General features: G+C 71.1%; 12 protein-coding genes. 6 read left to right on the forward strand and 6 right to left on the reverse strand.

Features of this window, described 5'->3' with window-relative positions; translation table 11 throughout:
- Positions 1-48 precede the first annotated feature (48 nt).
- Complete coding sequence (locus tag IEY79_RS11585) at positions 49-1662, reverse strand: FAD-dependent oxidoreductase (RefSeq protein WP_189107317.1); 1614 nt, start codon at positions 1660-1662, stop codon at positions 49-51.
- Between the two features lie 96 nt (positions 1663-1758).
- The gene (locus IEY79_RS11590; protein ID WP_189107318.1) at positions 1759-2859 is read right to left on the reverse strand and encodes a LacI family DNA-binding transcriptional regulator; all 1101 of its coding nucleotides are present in this window, start codon (positions 2857-2859) and stop codon (positions 1759-1761) included.
- A 227-nt stretch (positions 2860-3086) separates the two neighbouring features.
- On the opposite strand from IEY79_RS11590, the gene IEY79_RS11595 reads away from it, so the two are divergent.
- Entirely contained in the window at positions 3087-4058 is a 972-nt protein-coding gene (locus IEY79_RS11595) for an acetylxylan esterase (RefSeq protein WP_189107319.1), read from the forward strand.
- A 37-nt stretch (positions 4059-4095) separates the two neighbouring features.
- Here the strand turns inward: IEY79_RS11595 and IEY79_RS11600 are convergent, their stop codons facing one another.
- Positions 4096-5424, reverse strand: coding sequence for an aminotransferase-like domain-containing protein (locus tag IEY79_RS11600; protein ID WP_189107320.1), 1329 nt, complete (start codon positions 5422-5424; stop codon positions 4096-4098).
- Positions 5425-5572: 148 nt separating this feature from the next.
- On the opposite strand from IEY79_RS11600, the gene IEY79_RS11605 reads away from it, so the two are divergent.
- Both IEY79_RS11605 and cynS read left to right on the forward strand, forming a co-directional pair.
- Entirely contained in the window at positions 5573-6478 is a 906-nt protein-coding gene (locus tag IEY79_RS11605) for an alpha/beta fold hydrolase (protein WP_189107321.1), read from the forward strand.
- 120 nt (positions 6479-6598) lie between these two features.
- Positions 6599-7042, forward strand: a complete 444-nt coding sequence (cynS, locus tag IEY79_RS11610) for a cyanase (RefSeq protein ID WP_189107322.1) — start codon at positions 6599-6601, stop codon at positions 7040-7042.
- A gap of 9 nt (positions 7043-7051) precedes the next feature.
- On the opposite strand, the gene IEY79_RS11615 is transcribed toward cynS, so the two are convergent.
- A complete protein-coding gene (locus tag IEY79_RS11615) occupies positions 7052-8029 on the reverse strand; it encodes a MerR family transcriptional regulator (RefSeq protein ID WP_189107323.1) in 978 nt (325 codons plus the stop codon).
- Positions 8030-8272: 243 nt separating this feature from the next.
- On the opposite strand from IEY79_RS11615, the gene IEY79_RS11620 reads away from it, so the two are divergent.
- Both IEY79_RS11620 and IEY79_RS11625 read left to right on the forward strand, forming a co-directional pair.
- Positions 8273-10450, forward strand: coding sequence for an alpha-galactosidase (locus IEY79_RS11620; RefSeq protein ID WP_189107324.1), 2178 nt, complete (start codon positions 8273-8275; stop codon positions 10448-10450).
- A 44-nt stretch (positions 10451-10494) separates the two neighbouring features.
- Positions 10495-12201, forward strand: coding sequence for a glycoside hydrolase family 13 protein (locus IEY79_RS11625; protein WP_189107325.1), 1707 nt, complete (start codon positions 10495-10497; stop codon positions 12199-12201).
- Between the two features lie 90 nt (positions 12202-12291).
- Here the strand turns inward: IEY79_RS11625 and IEY79_RS11630 are convergent, their stop codons facing one another.
- The gene (locus IEY79_RS11630; protein ID WP_189107326.1) at positions 12292-14019 is read right to left on the reverse strand and encodes a ThuA domain-containing protein; all 1728 of its coding nucleotides are present in this window, start codon (positions 14017-14019) and stop codon (positions 12292-12294) included.
- Between the two features lie 20 nt (positions 14020-14039).
- Positions 14040-16913: a carbohydrate-binding protein gene (locus IEY79_RS11635; RefSeq protein ID WP_189107327.1), complete on the reverse strand. Its 2874-nt coding sequence runs from the start codon at positions 16911-16913 to the stop codon at positions 14040-14042.
- Positions 16914-17441: 528 nt separating this feature from the next.
- On the opposite strand from IEY79_RS11635, the gene IEY79_RS11640 reads away from it, so the two are divergent.
- Entirely contained in the window at positions 17442-18410 is a 969-nt protein-coding gene (locus IEY79_RS11640) for a serine hydrolase domain-containing protein (protein WP_229700810.1), read from the forward strand.
- Positions 18411-18416: the final 6 nt, after the last annotated feature.

The raw sequence follows: 18416 nt of genomic DNA on the forward strand, positions 1-18416 counted from the left end.
CCGGCTGTTCCGCCCCGTGTCGCTGGGTGTCGTCAGTAGCTGGGGTCGTCAGTAGCCCCGTACGTCGGGCCAGTGGCGCTGAACTCCTTCGCGGTCGAGCAGCCGGGCGAATCGGTCGAACCGCTTGTCCTCGGCCTGGACCTGGTGCGGTTCGACGCCCTCGGCGACGCAGTGCGCGGCCAGCGCGCCCGCGACCTCGCCGATGTTCCATTCCACCGGGTGGAGCCGGTAGCAGCCGTTGGTGATGTGGGTGGTGCCGATGTTCTTTCCGGCGGGCAGCAGATTGCGGACGCGGCGCGGTACGAGCGCGCCGAGGGGTATCTCGAAGGGCACCGAGCCGATGTCGATGTAGTTGTCGCCGCCGGTCGAGGGGTGCAGGTCGATGCGGTAGTTGCCGACGCCGACGGAGTCCCGGTAGCGGGTCCCGCCGTACGGTCCGACGATGTCGATCGCAACATCGTGTTCGGTGACGGTGGTGACGGCCTTGATACGGCGTGACTCCCGTACGTACGGCGCCTTGGCGAGCCCGTCGGCCGTGCCGGTGACATCGGGGCGCAGCCGCAGGCCGGGGAATCCCCTGCCGCCGTCGGCGCGCGGCGCCTCGGTCTGGAGCCAGTAGAGGACCGAGAGCGACAGTTGGCGGGCCTCGGCGAGCGCGGCGGCCGACGTCTCCTCACCGGCGCCTGTCAGAGGCTTGAGCCAGTAGTCGTTGAGCGGCCAGTTGACGAGGGTGATGTCGGAGTCGAACGCGCCGGGCCGGTGCAGCTTGCGGGCGAGGATCCGGCGGAAGCCGAACAGTTCCTTGTCGCCCGCGTCGGCCGACTGGTCGGCGGTGACGTCGAGCGGGTCGAGGTCCGGGTTGGGCACGAAGGTGCGCGGTACGGCCTGAAGGGTGCGGGGGTCCGGCGCGAGGAAGCCGAGCAGGGGTCCGGGCCAGAAGTCCGGCTGGTAGGTGCGCCAGAAGTCGTAGTCGGCCGGGCGCTCGATGGTGTGGTCCTCGCCCTCGTGGTGGGAGAGCGCGAAGCACACCGTGATGCCCTGCTGGTTGAGGGGCTGTGCCTCATCGGGGGCGTGCGGCTCGTCGAACTCGCTCCGCGCCTCGGCGCCGATGACGTGCTCCACGCCCGCGAGTTCGAGCAGTTCGCCGGTCTCGGTCGCGTCGATCACGTAACGGGCGCTGATCGTACGGCGGCTGCCGTCCCGCAGGTCGGTGAGCGTGACGGACCGTACGGTGTCGTCGTCGCCCGCCTCGGCGGCGACCGGGCGGTGCTCGGTCAGCAGGGTGAGCCGGCCCGACGAGCGGTGCGGCGCGAGCATCGCCTCCAGCACGGCGAGCGCGACGCGCGGCTCGTGGCAGAGCTTGCTGACGCGGCCCGCGCCGGGGTTGAGATCGGTGAGGGCCAGCGCCTCGGAGCGCAGCGGGTACCACTGGCGGTAGTGGTCCCTGATGGACTCGCGCAGTGTGCGGTACGAGGCGGTGGTGCCGAACTGCTCGACCCACGGGTGCTCGTCCGGCGGGACGGCCTGGGAGGTGAGCTGCCCGCCGATCCAGTCCGTCTCCTCGGTGAGGACGACGGTGCGTCCGGCACGGCAGGCGGCGAGGGCGGCGGCCACGCCGCCGAGCCCGGAGCCCACGATGAGGATGTCGGGTGCGGATGTCACGGATCTCCTTGAAGTGCCTTGTGGTGCTTGGTACTTGGTGCTTGGTGTGTGTTCGGTCTGCTGTGCGTTCGGTCTGCTGCGTGTTCGGTCGGGCGGTCAGAGACGGGCGGGCGGTGTGCCCGCCGTTGTGCCGGGTCGGAAGCCGCAGGCCACCAGCGGTTCCGTGGCCTGCTCCCCCGCCACCAGCGCCGCGAGCATCCGCACGGCGGCGGCGCCCAACTGCGGCCGGGGGATGTCGAATCCGGTGGGCGTCGGCCCGTCGGACAGGTCCGGCGGCGGGCTGCCGAGCAGCGCGAGCGACGCGTCGTTCGGGCAGTCGATGCCGACGAAGTGCGCGGCGCCGTGCAGCGCCCGCCAGGCGTCCCCGGTGTCGGTCTCCTCGGCGACGAACGCGGTGACGCCGTCGTCGAGCCAGCCGCGCAGCCGCTCGGCGGTGAGGTCGTGCTCGGGGTCGGCGGAGCGGAAGACCGCGGCCGGGCCACCGGGCAGTCCGGCCTCCTCCAGACCCTTGAGGAAGCCGTGCTCACGGTCGGTGGACGCGGCGGCCTCGTCGTCCTCGCGTACCAGCACGATCCGCCGGTGGCCGAGCCCGGCGAGATGCGTGACGACCTCCTTGCTGGCGCTGACGTAGTCGGCGCCGACCCACGCCAGTCCCTCCAACTCGTCCCTGCGGCCCAGGTGGACCACGGGGAAGCCGTCGGCGACCAGACGCAGCAGTTCGTCGGCGGGTGCGTGGCGGCCGAGGAAGAGACAGCCGTCGGCGAGGCGTACCCGGTTGAGGGCGTGCGGTCCGGCGGCCCCCGCGCCGCCCGTGCTGGAGCCGGTGAAGAGCACCAGGTCGTAGCCGCGTGCGGCGGCTTCCTGCTCGACGCCGACGAGGAACGGGTAGTACGAGTGCTGCACGTCGGTCGGGAAGGTGGACGTGAAGCTGAAGACCCCGAGCAGGTTGTTCCTGGCGGCGGCGAGCCGGCTGGCCGCCGGGTCCGGGACGTAGCCGAGGCTGCGTACGGCGTCGAGCACCTTCCGCCGGGTCTCCTCGGAGATGGTCGCGCCCTGCTTCCGGGCCCCGAGCACCAGCGAGACCGTGGCCTGTGAGACCCCGGCGAGCCTGGCGACCTCGGCCTGGCGCGGCCTGGACGTACGGCCCGTGGGTGCGGGGGTCCGGCCCGGCCGGGCCCGCTTCCTGGGTTCCTCCACCGTGTTCCTCCGGATCGTTAATGCGTATTAGTAATGCGCATTAACGAGTACTGTGGACCTCCGGCGCGGCGGCGGTCAAGAGATCGCCAAAACTTCTTTCGTACACGCCTGCGACTCCTGGACGGCCCCGCCCGTCTCTCCCGAGGCCCCCCGGGGACACTTCTGCGACCGGGACACGGGACGTACGGTGTGCTCGTCCGCCCGCGAACCCCGAGGTGATACCGCACATGGCCCTGTTCGATCTGCCCCTCGACGAGCTACGGAGCTACCGAAGCCGCTCCGTGGAACCGGCCGACTTCGACGCCTTCTGGGCGACGACTCTCGCCGAGGCCCGCACCCACGATCTGGACCCGGTCTTCAAGCCCGTCGAGACGGGTCTGTCGACCGTGGAGGTGTACGACGTGACCTTCGCCGGTTTCGGCGGCCACCCGGTCAAGGGCTGGTTCGTCCTGCCGGCGGGCACCCGTGAACCGCTGCCCCTGGTGGTCGAGTTCGTCGGTTACGGCGGCGGGCGCGGGCTGCCCCACTCCCGGCTCCTCTGGCCGTCGGCCGGCTTCGCGTACTTCGTGATGGACACCCGGGGCCAGGGCGCCGGGTGGGGCGGCGGCGACACCCCGGACCCGGTGGGCAGCGCGTCCGCTTTCCCCGGCTTCATGACCCGGGGAATCGAGGACCCGCACGAGTACTACTACCGCCGGGTCTTCACCGACGCGGTCCGCGCGGTGGAGGCCGCCCGCTCCCATCCGCTCGCCGACGCCTCCCGCACGGCAGCGATCGGCCGCAGCCAGGGCGGCGGGATCACACTGGCGGTGGCCGGGCTGGTGCCGGACCTGGTGGCGATCGCGCCCGACGTGCCGTTCCTCTGCGACTTCCCCCGGGCGACGACACTCACCGACAAGCACCCGTACCGGGAGGTGGGCATGTACCTCAACACCTACCGGCGCCGGGGCGAGTCGGTCCGGCGGACCCTCAGCTACTTCGACGGGGTCCACTTCGCGGCGCGCGGCAGTGCCCCCGCGATGTTCTCGGCGGCTCTGGAGGATCAGACCTGCCCGCCGTCGACGGTGTTCGCGGCGTTCAACGCCTACGCGCACGAGGACCGCACGATCGAGGTGTACGAGTTCAACGGCCACGAGGGCGGCGCGCAGTATCAGGAAGAAGCCCAACTGGGCTGGCTCCCGCGCCGTCTGACGGCCTGACAGCTCCTGGCCACGGGTGTCGCGCCGCCGCCGAGGGTCACTCCGGCGCGGCGTCCTCCGGCGTGCCGCGCGCCAGCGTGGCGAGGAGGTCCAGGGCGTCGGTGAGCGTGGGATGGGAGGGGGTGCCCAGAGCCAGCCGCACGGCGTTCGGGGCGCGCCCGGTGCCGACGGTGAACGCCGCGCCGGGCGCGATGGCGATGCCATGACGGGCGGCGGCGGCCACGAACGTCTCGGCACGCCAGTGCTCGGGCAGTTCCCACCAGCAGTGATAGGCACGGGGGTCGGCATGGACGGTGAAGCCCGCCAGGCTCTCGGCCCTGATCCGCTGGCGCTCCACCGCATCGGCGCGCTTGGCCCGGCCGATCGCGGCGGCGGTGCCGTCGGCCGTCCACCGCGTCGCGGCGTCGAGGGCGAACCGGCCCGCCGACCACGCTCCCGACCGCAGGGCCGAGGCCAGGCGCTGCTCGAAGCCGGGCGGTGCCACGGCGTAACCGAGTGTCAGGCCGGGCGCGAGCCGCTTGGACATGCTGTCGAGAACGATGGTGCGTTCGGGGGCGAGGGCGGCGAGCGGCGGAACGTCGTCGCGGAGGAATCCGTAGATGGCGTCCTCGATGACGTACAGATCCAACGTCCGCATCGTTTCGACGAGTTGAGCCCTGCGGCCGGGCGGGGCCGTCATGCCGAGCGGGTTGTGGAGCGTGGGTTGCAGATAGACGGCCCGTAGCGGCGGCGCGTCGGCCAGGGCTTCCGGCAGGAGGCCGTCCTGGTCCATGGCGAGCGGGACGAGGGTGATCCCGAGGCGGGCGGCGATGCCCTTGACAACGGGATAGGTGAACTCCTCGACGCCGAGCCGTTCCCCGGCCGGGACACAGGCCGCGAGAGCCGCGGCGATCGCCTGGCGGCCGTTGCCGGTGAAGAGGATCCGCTCCGGTTCCGGTGCCCAGCCGCCGCGCGCGAGGAGCGGTGCGGCGGTCTCGCGGGCGGCGGCGGACCCGGAGCCGCCGAGCGGGCGCAGGCTTGCCGCGAGCACGTCGGGCCGCTGTATGCGCGCCATACCGGCGGCGAGCAGTTCGGCCTGCTCGGGAAGTACGGGGAAATTGACCTCCAGGTCGACCCTGGCCTCGCTGGGCTCCGCGAGCGTCGGCTGCGGACCGGGCGGCGCGGCACGTACGAAGGTCCCGCGGCCCACCTCGCCGACCGCCAGTCCGCGCCGGATCAGCTCGCCGTAGACCCTGGCCGCCGTCGAGTTGGCGATGTCACGGCTCCGGGAGAACGCCCGCTGCGGCGGCAGCCGCTCCCCGGGGCGCAGGCGGCCCGCCCGGATGTCGGCGGCCAGTTGGTCGGCGATCAGACGGTAGTCGTCCATGACGCCCCCTCCAGATTGCACCGAGATCAATCTCATCATTGCATTGAGATATTGCACCACTTAGCATCGAGGCGCAAGCCGGACAGCACAGGGGCCGAGCACCAACTACCAAGCACCGAGCACCGAGCACCGAGCGAAGGACGCGGACATGAGCACCACCACGCTTCACGACATCACTGTCACCTACGACGACACGGGCGGGGACGAGAGCGCCGACGACGCCGAGGTGTTGGTCCTGGTGCACGGCCACCCCTTCGACCGCTCCATGTGGCGGCCCCAGACCGAGACCTTCGCGGGCCCCGGGCGGCGGGTGATCGCCGCCGATCTGCGCGGCTACGGCGGGTCCACCGTCGTGCCCGGCACGACGACGCTCACCACCTTCGCGTGGGACATCGCCGCACTCCTCGACCGGCTGGGCGTCGACCGTGCCGTGCTGGGCGGGCTGTCCATGGGCGGCCAGATCGTCCTGGAGTTCTACCGGCTCTTCCCCGAGCGGGTACGGGGCCTGGTGCTTGCCGACACCTTCGCCGCAGCCGAGACGGAGGCGGGCAAGGTGGCGCGCAACGCGATGGCCGACCGGCTCCTGCGGGAGGGGATGGGACCGTACGCGGACGAGGTGCTGCACAAGATGGTGGCGCCGCGCAATGTCGAGGCGCTGCCCGCTGTGGCCGCGCACGTACGGGACATGATGCGGGGCGCGCCTCCCGAGGGAGCGGCGGCGGCCCTGCGGGGACGGGCCCAACGGCCCGACTATGTCGCCATGTTGGGGCGCGTGACGGTGCCGGCGCTCGTCGTGGTCGGCAGCGAGGACGAGTACACGCCGGTCGAGGACGCGCGCGTGATGAGCGACGGGATACCCGGCGCGACGCTCGCGGTCATCGAGGGCGCCGGGCACATGCCCAACCTGGAGCGGCGGGAGGAGTTCGACGCGGTGCTCGGTGCGTTCCTCGACACCCTGCCGCCCCTCGCCTCTCGGGGAATCGACCAGCGCGACGGCTTCGAGAACCGTCAGGGGGGTCGAGCCACTTCCCCGAGGAGGAACCCCCGAGGCTGATCGGCCGCGCCGCGCCGGACGGTGCCTCCCGTCGCGGAGACGGGCCGTACCCCTCCCGCCGTGTCTCTCCTATGCTTTGGCCGCGCGCTACCAGGGCCGCGGTCCGGAATGGAGATGCACATGGTCAGCAAGCACGAAGCCGCCGAAGCCGTCCGCGAGGCGAAGGTGAGGACCGGGATCACCTGGGCCCAACTCGCCGAAGCCGTCGGTAAACCGCTCGCCTGGACCACGGCCGCACTCCTCGGCCAGCACCCGATGGAGAAGGACGACGCCACCACGGCGGCAGCCCTGCTGGAACTGGGCGACGACGTCGCGATGGCCTTCCAGCTCCAGCCGTCGCGAGGGGCGCTGGAATCGGCGGTGCCGGTCGATCCGACAATCTACCGGCTGTACGAGGTCGTCCAGGTCTACGGCCCGACGATCAAGGAACTGATCCACGAACAGTGCGGCGACGGCATCATGAGCGCCATCAACTTCCGGCTCGACGTCCGGCGCGTGCCCGACCCCGCCGGTGACCGCGTGGTGATCACCCTCGACGGAAAGTACCTCCCGTACCAGTGGTGACGGTTCCCGCTACGCCGGAGTGCGGGCGCTCAGGGCGCGCGCGAACCAGTCGAGCGCCGGGCTCAGGCTCTCCGGGGCCGGCCATCCGTTGATGACGGCGAGGAGTTGGAGGTAACGCTCCCTGCGCGGGTCGCCCGCAGCGGCCAGCCGCCCGAGCAGCCGGTGCCGCAGGGCGGTGTCGTCGTGGCGGCCGAGCACGCCGGCGTAGTGGGCGGTCACCGAGGCGACGACCGGATCGGCCCGTGGCGAGTCCGGGTCGATACCGGCCGCCAGCGCCGGCGCGGCCGCGTCACGTACCACCGCGACGGCGTTACGGCGCGGTCCCGCTCCCTCCTCGGCCCCGGCTCGGTCCGCCGCGTCGTCCTCGACCAGCCGGCGCACGGCGGCGCGGAAGTCCGGGTCCTGCGACAGCTCGGCCAACTCCAGCCACGCGTCGAGCTGTTCGTCGGTGGGGTCGTCCGGGAGCTCGGGGGTCATCGACCGCCTGACGCCCGGCGTGCTGCCGGCGGACCTGTTCGGCGGTGGGCCCGCCGGCGCGGGAGCCGCGTCCGGGCCGCCGAAGACGGTGTCGAGGAAGTCGGCGACGAGGCGGCGCCGTTCGTCCTCGGAGAGCTGGGCCAGCTTGTGCATGAGTTCGATCTCCTCAGGGGTGGATTCACGTCTGGCCACCGCCGTCAGCACCGCGTGCCGTAGCCGAAGCACGCGGATCCGCGCGGCCAGCGCCTGCGCGTGTGTCGCGGCGACACCGGGCAGCGGGAGCTCCCGGTCCACGATCCGGCGGATCGTGGGGAGGTCGAGCCCCAGCTCGCGCAGCGTCCGGACAAGATCCAGGCGCGCGGCGGCCTCGGGGCCGTAGAGGCGGTAGCCGGCCGGGGTGCGGCCGGCCGGCGGCACGATTCCGCGATCGGAGTAGAACCTGATGGTCTTGACCGTCAGCCCGGTACGCCGGGCCAGCTCGCCGATGGGTTGAAGCGCGTCGCCGTCCATGACCTCAACTCTCCTGTCTCCCCCGACGGGAGAGTCAAGTCCGCGCCCGCGCCCCCGGCCATCAGGTCGCCGGACCCGGACCCGGACCCCGGAGCCCCGGCAAGATCGAGGCACCATTGACGGGCGGAAACCCTCACCTCAAAACTGAAGCAGATCACGAGGTCACGTACGGGCCGACCGGCGGCCGACGGACGACGGCCGACCGACGACCGACGACCGACGACCGACAATCCGAGGAGTCGTATGCAGACCGGTGCCACCCGTGGCCACCTCCACCTCCGCGCCCCCGGTACGAGCCTGGTCCTGGACTGCACCGGCGACCGGCTGCCCCGCGTGCTCCACTGGGGCGACGATCTCGGAGACACCGCGGACACCGGCGGTACCGGACTCGCCGAGCTCGCCGCGGCGAGCGCCGCCCGGCAGATGTCCAACACCCTCGATCAGCCCGTCCCGCTCTCGCTCCTGCCGGAGCACTCGGCCGGCTGGCTCGGTACGCCGGGCCTCACCGGGCACCGCGACGGCGCCAACTTCTCCACCTCCTTCACCGTCCGGTCGATCCGTACCGTCCGTACGCCGGACCTCCCCGGTGCGCACCAGCTCACCGTCGACGCCGTGGACGAGCAGGCCGGGCTCGGCCTCGTGCTGGAGATCGAGCTGACCCCCTCCGGACTCGTACGGCAGCGTGCCACCGTCACCAACCGTGACACCGGCGAGCGCCCGTACGTCCTCGACGGTCTGCTGCTCACCCTCCCCGTGCCCGCCCACGCCACCGAACTCCTCGACCTCACGGGCCGGCATCTGCGTGAACGCAGCCCGCAGCGGCACGAGTTCACGCTCGGTACGCATCTCCGCGAGAACCGGCGGGGCCGCACGGGCACGGACGCGACGCTGCTGCATCTCGCGGGCGAGCGCGGCTTCGGTTTCCGTACGGGCCAGGTCTGGGGTCTGCATGTGGCGTGGAGCGGCAACCACCGCACCCTGGCCGAACGCACGCCCGCGGGTGTGTCCCTGCTCGGCGGCGGCGAGGCCCTGCTCTCGGGCGAAGTCCTGCTGGCGGGCGGCGAGTCGTACACGAGCCCGTGGATCGTCGGGTCGTACGGCCATGGGCTGGACGAGATGGCCGGGCGCTTCCACCGGCATCTGCGCGCCAGGACGTACCACCCGAGGCGGCCCCGGCCGGTCACCCTCAACACCTGGGAGGCCGTCTATTTCCAGCAGGACCTCGGTAGGCTCACCGCCCTGGCGGACGCCGCCGCCGAGGTGGGCGCCGAGCGGTTCGTCCTGGACGACGGGTGGTTCAAGGGCCGCCGGCACGACCGGGCCGGGCTCGGCGACTGGTACGTGGACGAGACCGTCTGGCCCGACGGGCTGCGTCCGCTGGTCGACCATGTCCGTTTCCTGGGGCTGGAGTTCGGGCTGTGGGTCGAGCCCGAGATGGTCAATCCCGACTCCGACCTCGCCCGCGCCCACCCCGAGTGGATCCTCGCGACGGGCGGGCGGCTCCCGCCGGAGTCCCGGCAGCAGCAGGTGCTCGACCTCGGCCACGCCGGTGCGTACGAGTATCTGCTGGAACGGCTCGACGCGCTGGTCTCCGAGTACGACATCGACTACCTCAAGTGGGATCACAACCGGGATCTCGTGGAGGCCGGACACAGTCCGAGGGGCGCCGCCGGGGTCCACGCGCAGACGTCCGCCACATACCGCCTCATGGACGAACTGCGCTCCCGGCACCCCGAGTTGGAGATCGAGTCCTGCTCGTCCGGGGGTGGCAGGATCGACCTCGGCATCCTGGAGCGCACCGACCGCGTCTGGACCAGCGACTGCATCGACGCCCTCGAACGCCAGCAGATCCAGCGCTGGACCGGGCTGTTGCTGCCGCCCGAGCTCCTCGGCGCCCATGTCGGCTCGCCCGTCGCCCACACCACGGGCCGCGCCCATACGCTCGGCTTCCGGGCAGGGACCGCGCTCTTCGGGCACTTCGGCATCGAGTGGGATCTCACCGCCGCCGACCCCGCCGAGCGCGCCGGGCTCGCCGAGTGGGTCGCCGCGTACAAGGAGCTCCGGCCGCTGCTGCACGCCGGCACGGTCGTCCACGGGGACCATCCCGATCCGGCGCTCTGGGTGCACGGCGTGGTGGCGCCCGACCGCTCGCGGGCGCTGTACGCCCTGGTCCAGACGGCCACGAGCGTGATGTCTCCGGCGGGCCCGGTCCGGCTGCCGGGACTCGACGCGGACGCCCGCTACCAGGTGCGGCCGCACCGGCCGGGTGACCGGACCGAGGGGCCCCACCGGTCCGACCCGCTCTGGTGGGAGCGCGCGGACGGGGTGGAGCTGACCGGGCGGATGCTGGCGGTCGCCGGGGTGCGGGCCCCGACGCTCTTCCCCGAACGCCTCGTGCTCGTGGAGGCGCGCCGACTCTGACCCCCTTGTCCCACCAATACCGAGATCATGCGAGGTTCAGGCACGTGAGCACCGACTCCCCCTCCCCCGAGCCCTGGTGGAAGTCCGCGGTCGTCTACCAGATTTATCCGCGCAGCTTCGCCGATTCCGACGGCGACGGCGTGGGGGACCTGCGCGGCATCATCGACCGGCTGGACCATCTCGCCGAACTGGGCGTGGACGTCCTGTGGCTGTCGCCGGTCTATCCGTCGCCGCAGGACGACAACGGCTACGACATCAGCGACTACCAGGACATCGATCCGTCCTTCGGTACGCTCTCGGACTTCGACGATCTGCTCGCCGCCGTCCACGCCCGCTCCATGAAGCTGGTCATGGACCTCGTCGTCAACCACACCTCCGACGAGCACCCGTGGTTCATCGAGTCCCGGCGGGGACCGGACAGTCCCAAGCGCGACTGGTACTGGTGGCGGCCCGCCCGGGAGGGTGCGGTCCCCGGCACGCCGGGCGCCCAACCCAACAACTGGCGCTCGTTTTTCTCCGGCTCCGCCTGGGAGTACGACGAGCCGGGCGACGCGTACTATCTGCATCTCTTCTCCCGCAAGCAGCCCGACCTCAACTGGGAGAATCCGGAGGTCCGTTCGGCCGTCCACCGGATGATGAACTGGTGGCTCGACCGGGGCGTGGACGGCTTCCGGATGGACGTCATCAACCTCATCTCGAAGGACCCGGCGCTCCCCGACCGCACCCACCACGGCTCGGGGCCCCGGATCCATGAGTTCCTCCAGGAGATGCACCGCGAGGTCTTCGCCGGGCGTCCCGAACGGCTGCTCACCGTAGGTGAGATGCCGGGCGTCACCGTCGAGGAGGCGAGGCTGTTCACCGATCCGGCGCGCGCCGAGGTGGACATGGTGTTCCAGTTCGAGCACGTCGGACTCGACCACGGCGACGGCAAGTTCGACGTACGGCCGCTGAACCTGCTCGACCTCAAGGCGTCGCTCGGCCGCTGGCAGGACGGCCTCAGCGGGACGGGCTGGAACAGTCTCTACTGGAACAACCACGACCAGCCGCGTGTGGTCTCCCGCTTCGGCGACGACGGACCCGGCAACCGGGTCAGGTCCGCGACGATGCTGGCCACCGTCCTGCATCTGCACCGGGGCACGCCGTACGTCTACCAGGGGGAGGAACTGGGCATGACCAACGCCCCGTTCACCTCCGTCGACGACTTCCGCGACATCGAGTCGCTCAACCACTACGCGGAGGCCGTCGACCGGGGCACCGACCCGGTGCGTGTGCTCGCGGGGCTGCGGGCGATGGGGCGGGACAACGCCCGGACGCCGATGCAGTGGGACGCCTCCGAGCACGCGGGATTCACCACCGGTACCCCCTGGATCCCGGTCAACCCGAACCACACCGAGGTCAACGCACAAGCGGCGTACGCGGATCCGTCGTCGGTCTTCCACCACTACCGCAGGCTGATCGCACTGCGGCACGCCGAACCGGTGGTGGCGCACGGCGACTTCACCATGCTGCTGCCGGACGACCCGCGGGTGTACGCGTACACCCGACGGCTGGTGGAGGCGGACGGTACGGCGACCGAGTTGCTGGTCCTCGGCAACTTCACCGGCGACACGGCCGAGGTCGACCTGCCGGACGACGGCTGGCGCGACGCCGTTGCGCTGATCGGCAACGTCCCCGACACCGAGCCACTGGGCACGACGGTCACGCTCGCGCCGTGGGAGGCGAGGGTCCACCGCCGCCACCGTCCGGCCTGAACCACGGCCCCCGGACGATGAGTTGGCCCCGGGGGACGGATCCCCCGGGGCCAACTCGCCATCGCACCTGCGGTGTCGCCTACCGGCCGGTCAGCGGCCGATCGTGAAGGTGTCGATGTCGAACAGGGCGCCGCCGCCACCGGTGAAGGTGAGGAACAGCGGACCGGACGGTGTGCCCGTCAGGGTGGTGGACACGTTCCGGAAGGTCTCCCAGCCGCCGGTGTTCGGCACCGCGACCGAGCCGACGACCGGTCCGGTCGCCGAGCCCGAGCGGATCTGGACGGTGCCTCCCGCGCCCGCCGACGAGACCCTCGCCGCGAAGGTCTTCGCGCCGGTGAGCGACGCCTGGGAGTAGCCCGCCCAGTCGCCGTTCTCGATGTGGCCGAGGGTGCGGCCGCCGCTCGCCGGAGCGTGGTCGGCGGGCTGGACGCCCTGGCCGGAGGTGTAGGACTCCCCTTCGTAGGTGGTGGTCGGAGGCGGGTTGGTGCCGCCCAGTTCCTTGATCCTGATGTTGCGGAAGGACACGTCGTCACCGGTGCCGTGGTTCTGGATCCCGATGTGCCCCTGCTGGAGGGAGCGCACCGGGTCGGTGTTGGTGAAGTCGTTGATCCGTACGCCGTTGAGGAAGACCTGGAGCCTCTCCCCCTCCACCCGGATCTCGTACGTGTTCCAACTCCCCGGCGGATTCAGGGCGTTGTCCCGGGCCGCGATGTCCGCCGCCTTGAAGCCGTAGACGGACCCGGTGGTCCGGTCGGCCGCGTCGGTGGAGTCGATCTGGATCTCGTAGCCCTGGTTCACCGATGTGTTGACGTCGTCGGAGGCCGGGAAGCCCACGAAGACACCGGAGTTGTCGTCGCCGGCCATGCGCCAGTCCAGCTTGAGGGAGTACGAGGCGTACTCCTTCGCCCGGTACCAGTACAGACCCATGCCGCCCTGCGCGTTCAGCGTGGCGTCGGTGTTGGTGAAGCTGCCCGGTCCGGCCTGGGACCAGCCGGTGGTCGAGCCGTTGTAGAGCGGGGTGTAGCCGGTCTCCGCGCGGCAGTCGGCCTTGGCGAAGCCCGCCGCGTAGCGGATGCCGCCGAGCAGCAGCGACCGGAACGCGGGGTCGGCGTACGACTCCTGGGTGTGGCCGAGTCCGGTGTAGAAGGACCGGCCGTTGCCCTGCGGGTGGCACCAGGTGATCGGGTGGTCGCCGCTCATCTCCCCACCGCTGTAGGTGGATTCGTCCAGGCTCTGGAGCACCCGGACCTGCGGGCGGGGATTGGTGCGGTAGTTGTACCACTCGTCGGTACGGGACCAGGTCTGGCCGAGGTGCGAGGTGGCCGCGTGGGACCGGTCCTCGTTCTTCACCGTGGCCCGCTGGATCGCCGGGTGGCTCTTGAACCAGGCGCCGACGAGCTGCTGGTACTGCGGCCACTCGTACTCGGTGTCGGCGGCGGCGTGGATGCCGAAGTACCCGCCGCCCCCGTCCACATACCCCTGGAGCGCCGACTGCTGGCTGGTGTTCAGGACGTCTCCCGTGGTGGAGAGGAAGACGACGGCCTTGAAGTTGGCCAGGTTCGAGGTGGTGAAGGCGTTGCTGTCCTCGGTGGCGGTGACGGTGAAGTTGTTGGCCGCGCCGAGGTCGCGGATGGTCTGGGTACCGACCGGAATGGAGTCGTGCCGGAAGCCGGCCGTCTTGGAGAAGACGAGGACCCGGTAGGCGGGGTCGGCGGCCTGGGCCGCCGTGGCCGGTGCCAGGAGTGACGCGGCGAGGCCGAGGGTGAGTGCGAAGGCCGCCGCGGCGGTCTTCGGCAGGGTGCGGAGCTGACGGAGCATCACTGTCTCCTTGACTCGCGTCACTTGGTGAGGGTGAGGGTGTCGATGTCGAAGAGCGCCCCGGACCCACCGGTGAAGGTGAGGAACAGCGCCCCGGACGATCCGGTGCCGGTCAGCGCGGTGGAGACGTTCTGGAAGGTCTCCCAGCCGCCGGTGTTGGGTACGGCCACGCTGCCGAGGACGGCTCCGGTGGCCGATCCCGACCGGATGGTGATGGTGCCGCCGGCTCCGGCCGAGGAGATCTTCGCGGAGAAGGTCTTGGCCCCGGCCGTCGGGACGGAGGCGTAACCCGCCCAGTCACCGCTCTCGATGTGGCCGAGCGTCCTGCCGCCGCTCGCCGGGGCGTGGTCGGCCGCCTGGACGCCCTGCCCCGAGCTGAACGACTCGCCCTCGACGGTCTGGCTCGACCCGCCGGTGCCGGTGGCGAAGGTGAAGGCGTCCACGTCGAAGAGGTTGCCCTGCCCGGTCACGCCCTTGAAGACGAGGAACAACTCCGTTGTCGCGGCGGGGGCGTTGGTGATGTTCCCCGAGACGTCGACGAAGTTCTCCCAGCCGCCGGTGGGTGCCACGGCCACCGAGCCGAGCAGTGTGCCGGTCGCGGACCCGGCCCGTACCTCCAGGGTGCCGCCGACGCCGCCGGAGGCGACCCGGGCGGTGAACCTGTTGGCGTTGGCCAGGTTGTAGGGCTTGAAGGAGATCCAGTCGTTGTTGTCGGTGAAGCCGACGGTGCTGCCGCCCTCGGCGTTGGCGTGCGCCGCGACCTGGATGCCGCCGGACTGGGCGGAGAAGTGCTCACCCTGGCGGTGCCGGGGCTGGAGGATTCGGGCGCTGTGCGTGGTGAGCCCGGCGCCGTCGGTGTACTCGGCGTCGAAGACGCCGTAGATGTTGGCCGCGCTGTCGTGCTCACCGTCGGCGGGCACGTTGAGGTTGCCGGAGCAGCCGGTGGCCTGGGTGATCTGGTGCCGGTGCTCGTCGTGGCCGAGCAGATAGGTGACCTTGACCTTGGAGCAGTCGATGGTCCCGTCCTCCGGGTCGCTGACGGTGACCTGGAAGGGCACGGTGTCACCGAAGGAGAACAGCTGGCCGTCCTTGGGTGTCTGGAGGGTCACGGTCGGCGCTGTGTTGCCCGCCGTGACGACCAGACTCGCGGTGCCGGTCAGCCCTTCGGGGTCGCGCACCGTGAGCGTCGGCCGGAAGGTGCCGTTGGTGGTGTAGGTGTGGCTCGGGTTGGCGGCCGTGGACGTGGTGCCGTCGCCGAAGTTCCACGAGTAGGTGAGGGCCTTGCCCTCGGGGTCGGAGCTGCCGGCCGAGGAGAACGCGACGGTCAGCGGGGTGGGTCCGGACACCTTGTCGGCCGCCGCCTTGGCGACCGGGTTGCGGTTGGCGGCGCCGACGTACTCGACGCGGTACAGCGCCTGGTTGTTGCCGCCGGTGCCGTAGTCGAGGACGTACAGCGCGCCGTCCGGGCCGAATGCCTGGTCCATCACCTGGGTGCCGGTCCACGGGAAGGCCTCGATGACGCCGGGCGTACCGTCGGCCTTGACCTCGATGGCCTTGATCCACTTACGGCCGTACTCACCGGCGAAGAAGCGGCCGTCGAGCGACTGCGGGAACTTCACATTCGAGTTGAGATTGGCGTTGTAGCGGTAGACGGGGCCGCCCATGGGCGACTCGGAGCCGCCGCCGAACTCGGGCGGGGAGCCCGCGTCGCCGCCGTACTTGATCCAGCTCGACTTGGCGGCGGGCAGGGTCGGCAGGCCGGTGTTGCGGAACGAGTTGTTCGCGGGAGCGGCGCAGTTGTACTTGGCGGCGGAGGGGCCGCTGGGGAAGGTGAACTCGCTGTACGTCTCGTTGGCGGTGTTCGTGCCGGTGCAGTACGGCCAGCCGTAGTTGCCCGGACCGGTGATGCGGTTGAACTCGACCTGGCCGCTGGGACCGCGGCTCGCGTTGGTGACGCCCGCGTCGGGACCGTAGTCGCCGAGGTAGACGATGCCGGTGGCCTTGTCGACGGACATCCGGAACGGGTTGCGGAAGCCCATCGCGTAGATCTCGGGACGGGTCCGGGCGGTACCGGGCGCGAAGAGGTTGCCGGAGGGCACGGTGTAGCCGCCGGCCGCGGTCGGCTTGATCCTCAGGACCTTGCCACGCAGGTCGTTGGTGTTGCCCGAGGAGCGCTGGGCGTCGAACTGCGGGTTACGGTCACCGCGTTCGTCGATCGGCGAATAACCCGAGGACTCGAACGGGTTCGTGTCGTCGCCCGTCGTCAGGTAGAGGTTCCCGGCCGCGTCGAAGTCGATGTCACCGCCGACGTGGCAGCACTGGCCACGGTCGTTGGGGACTTCGAGTACGACCTTCTCGCTGGCCAGGTCGAGCGTGTTGTCGGCCTTGAGCGTGAAGCGGGAGAGGTTGAGGTGGCCCTTCCACGGCTCGAAGGCCGCGGCGTTGCCGGTGACCGGCGCGTCGCCGCCCGGGGTGCTGAGCTTGGGCGAGTAGTACAGGTACAGATACCGGTTGGTCTGGAAGTTCGGGTCGGCGGCTATCCCCTGGAGGCCCTCCTCGTCATGGGTGTAGACGTCCAGCTTGCCTGCCGACTTCGTGTTGCCCGCGGGGTCCGTGTAGCGGACCGTTCCGTCCCTCGCCGTGTGCACGACGGCCCGGTCGGGCAGGACGGCGAGTGACATCGCCTCGCCCAGCTCGGCTGACCCGAGCGCGAGTTGTACCTGCTGGTAGTCGCCGGCCGGAATGGCGGCGGGTGCTGCCTCGTGGCCGGGGTGGCCCGGGTGGGCGGCGGCGGTGGGGACGCTGATCGCGCCGCCACCCACCACCAGACCCAGTACCGCGAGCCACCTCAGCCACTTCTGTCTCGGGCGCGGCCGTCCTGAGAGTCCTGACATCGAGCTTCCTTCCTTACCTGATCATGGGGGGTGAGGCAGGCGGAAGCGCGGGCGAGCGCGCCACCGTGTCTCACTCAGGGAGGAACCTGCGGTCCGGGTGATGTCCCGTCACCCGGAAAGCAGCCGTACTGATCCGTGCAGGGGCATGTGATGCGTCACCGAACATTCGCGGGAAACCCGCGAGAGTTCCGCATGCTGGCAACGGGCCCCTAATTTGTCAAGGGTCTATCCAAATTGCCGTGGACTGCCGTCGCGCCGACGGGCGGTGAAGAGCGGCCCGGCGGGGGAATCGCGGCTACTGACACTCACCGAGGATTGCGTTCGCACACTGAACAAATGCCACAGGGGCGGCAGGCGACCAGCCGGCATGACGGCGGCTCCTGAGGACAGCCTCAGTGTCGCGGTGGAGGTGGCTACACCCCACGATGTGCCGTCCAGCCCCCCTGATCTCAGGGCCCCGAGGGATCAAGCTCGTTTCATCGGCCGGGACTTGGCCGGGGGGGGCCGCGTACAAGGAGGGATTCAACCATGAGCCGCGAGATGACCGCCGCAGCCACCGAGTCCGAGACCGGGACCGGCACCGGCACCGGCACCGGCACCGAGAGGACGGCCCTGACCTGGCCGCGTACCGGCACCGTCGTCACGGGCGGTGGGAGACAGGGTCGCCGCGTCGTCGTGGCCGCACTGCCGGCGCCCGCGCTCTTCGCCGCCGGCCCGGTCGCCGCCGCGCGCAAGGCCCGCGCCGGCGGCGTACAGCACCAACTGGTCCTGCCGGCCGAGCGGGACGGGGAGCCCGGCGCCCTCGCCCACGTCGACGTCCGCGCCCGCACGGCGGGAACGGCGGAGCGCGGGACGGACCGGCCGACGGTCGACGCCGACGCACGCTTCCGACTTGCCGACGGCACCAAGGCGTTCACGGTCGCGGCCGTGATGCGACTGGTGGCGGACGGCAAGGTACGGCTCGACTCACCCGCCCGGCGCCATGTCCCGCGACTGGCGGAACACCCGGTCACCGTAAGGGAGTTGCTGAGGCAGCGGAGCGGACTGCCCGACTACACCAAGCTGATCGACCGGTCGGGAGGCCCGTACACGGACGAGGCCCTCCTCGCGCTGGTGCTGGCCGCGGACCAGGACTTCGAACCGGGCGCCGACTGGGGGTACTCCCACACCAACCACCTCGTCCTGGGCCTGCTGATCAGCAACACGTCCGGCGAGGACTGCCGCACCCACATCGAGCGGACCGTGCTCCGCCCCCTCGGCCTGAAGAACACCTACTGGCCCGCGCCCGGCGAGCGGCCCGGTCACGAGTTCGGCCCCTCCGGCGGCCTGGTGTCCACACCGGAAGACCTCAACGCCTTCTGGGAAGGGCTCTTCGACGGCCGGCTGCTGCCGGGCTGGGCGGTGCGGGAGATGACGAACGACACGACGCACCTCCGCGGACGGGACGTCTGTCCGCGGGACAGCCGTTACGGGTACGGGGGCGGGTCCCCGGCCTAGGGGGTG

Origin of the sequence: Streptomyces camponoticapitis, assembly GCF_014646115.1 — a bacterium.
Classification (GTDB): domain Bacteria; phylum Actinomycetota; class Actinomycetes; order Streptomycetales; family Streptomycetaceae; genus Streptomyces; species Streptomyces camponoticapitis.

Excerpts from the sequence above, each read along its gene's own strand:
- IEY79_RS11595 (WP_189107319.1), top strand. The coding sequence starts at position 3,087 with ATGGCCCTGTTCGATCTGCCCCTCGACGAGCTACGGAGCTACCGAAGC.
- cynS (WP_189107322.1), top strand. The coding sequence starts at position 6,599 with ATGGTCAGCAAGCACGAAGCCGCCGAAGCCGTCCGCGAGGCGAAGGTG.
- IEY79_RS11600 (WP_189107320.1), bottom strand. The coding sequence starts at position 5,424 with ATGGACGACTACCGTCTGATCGCCGACCAACTGGCCGCCGACATCCGG.
- IEY79_RS11635 (WP_189107327.1), bottom strand. The coding sequence starts at position 16,913 with ATGTCAGGACTCTCAGGACGGCCGCGCCCGAGACAGAAGTGGCTGAGG.
- IEY79_RS11620 (WP_189107324.1), top strand. The coding sequence starts at position 8,273 with ATGCAGACCGGTGCCACCCGTGGCCACCTCCACCTCCGCGCCCCCGGT.
- IEY79_RS11640 (WP_229700810.1), top strand. The coding sequence starts at position 17,442 with ATGAGCCGCGAGATGACCGCCGCAGCCACCGAGTCCGAGACCGGGACC.
- IEY79_RS11615 (WP_189107323.1), bottom strand. The coding sequence starts at position 8,029 with ATGGACGGCGACGCGCTTCAACCCATCGGCGAGCTGGCCCGGCGTACC.
- IEY79_RS11630 (WP_189107326.1), bottom strand. The coding sequence starts at position 14,019 with ATGCTCCGTCAGCTCCGCACCCTGCCGAAGACCGCCGCGGCGGCCTTC.
- IEY79_RS11605 (WP_189107321.1), top strand. The coding sequence starts at position 5,573 with ATGAGCACCACCACGCTTCACGACATCACTGTCACCTACGACGACACG.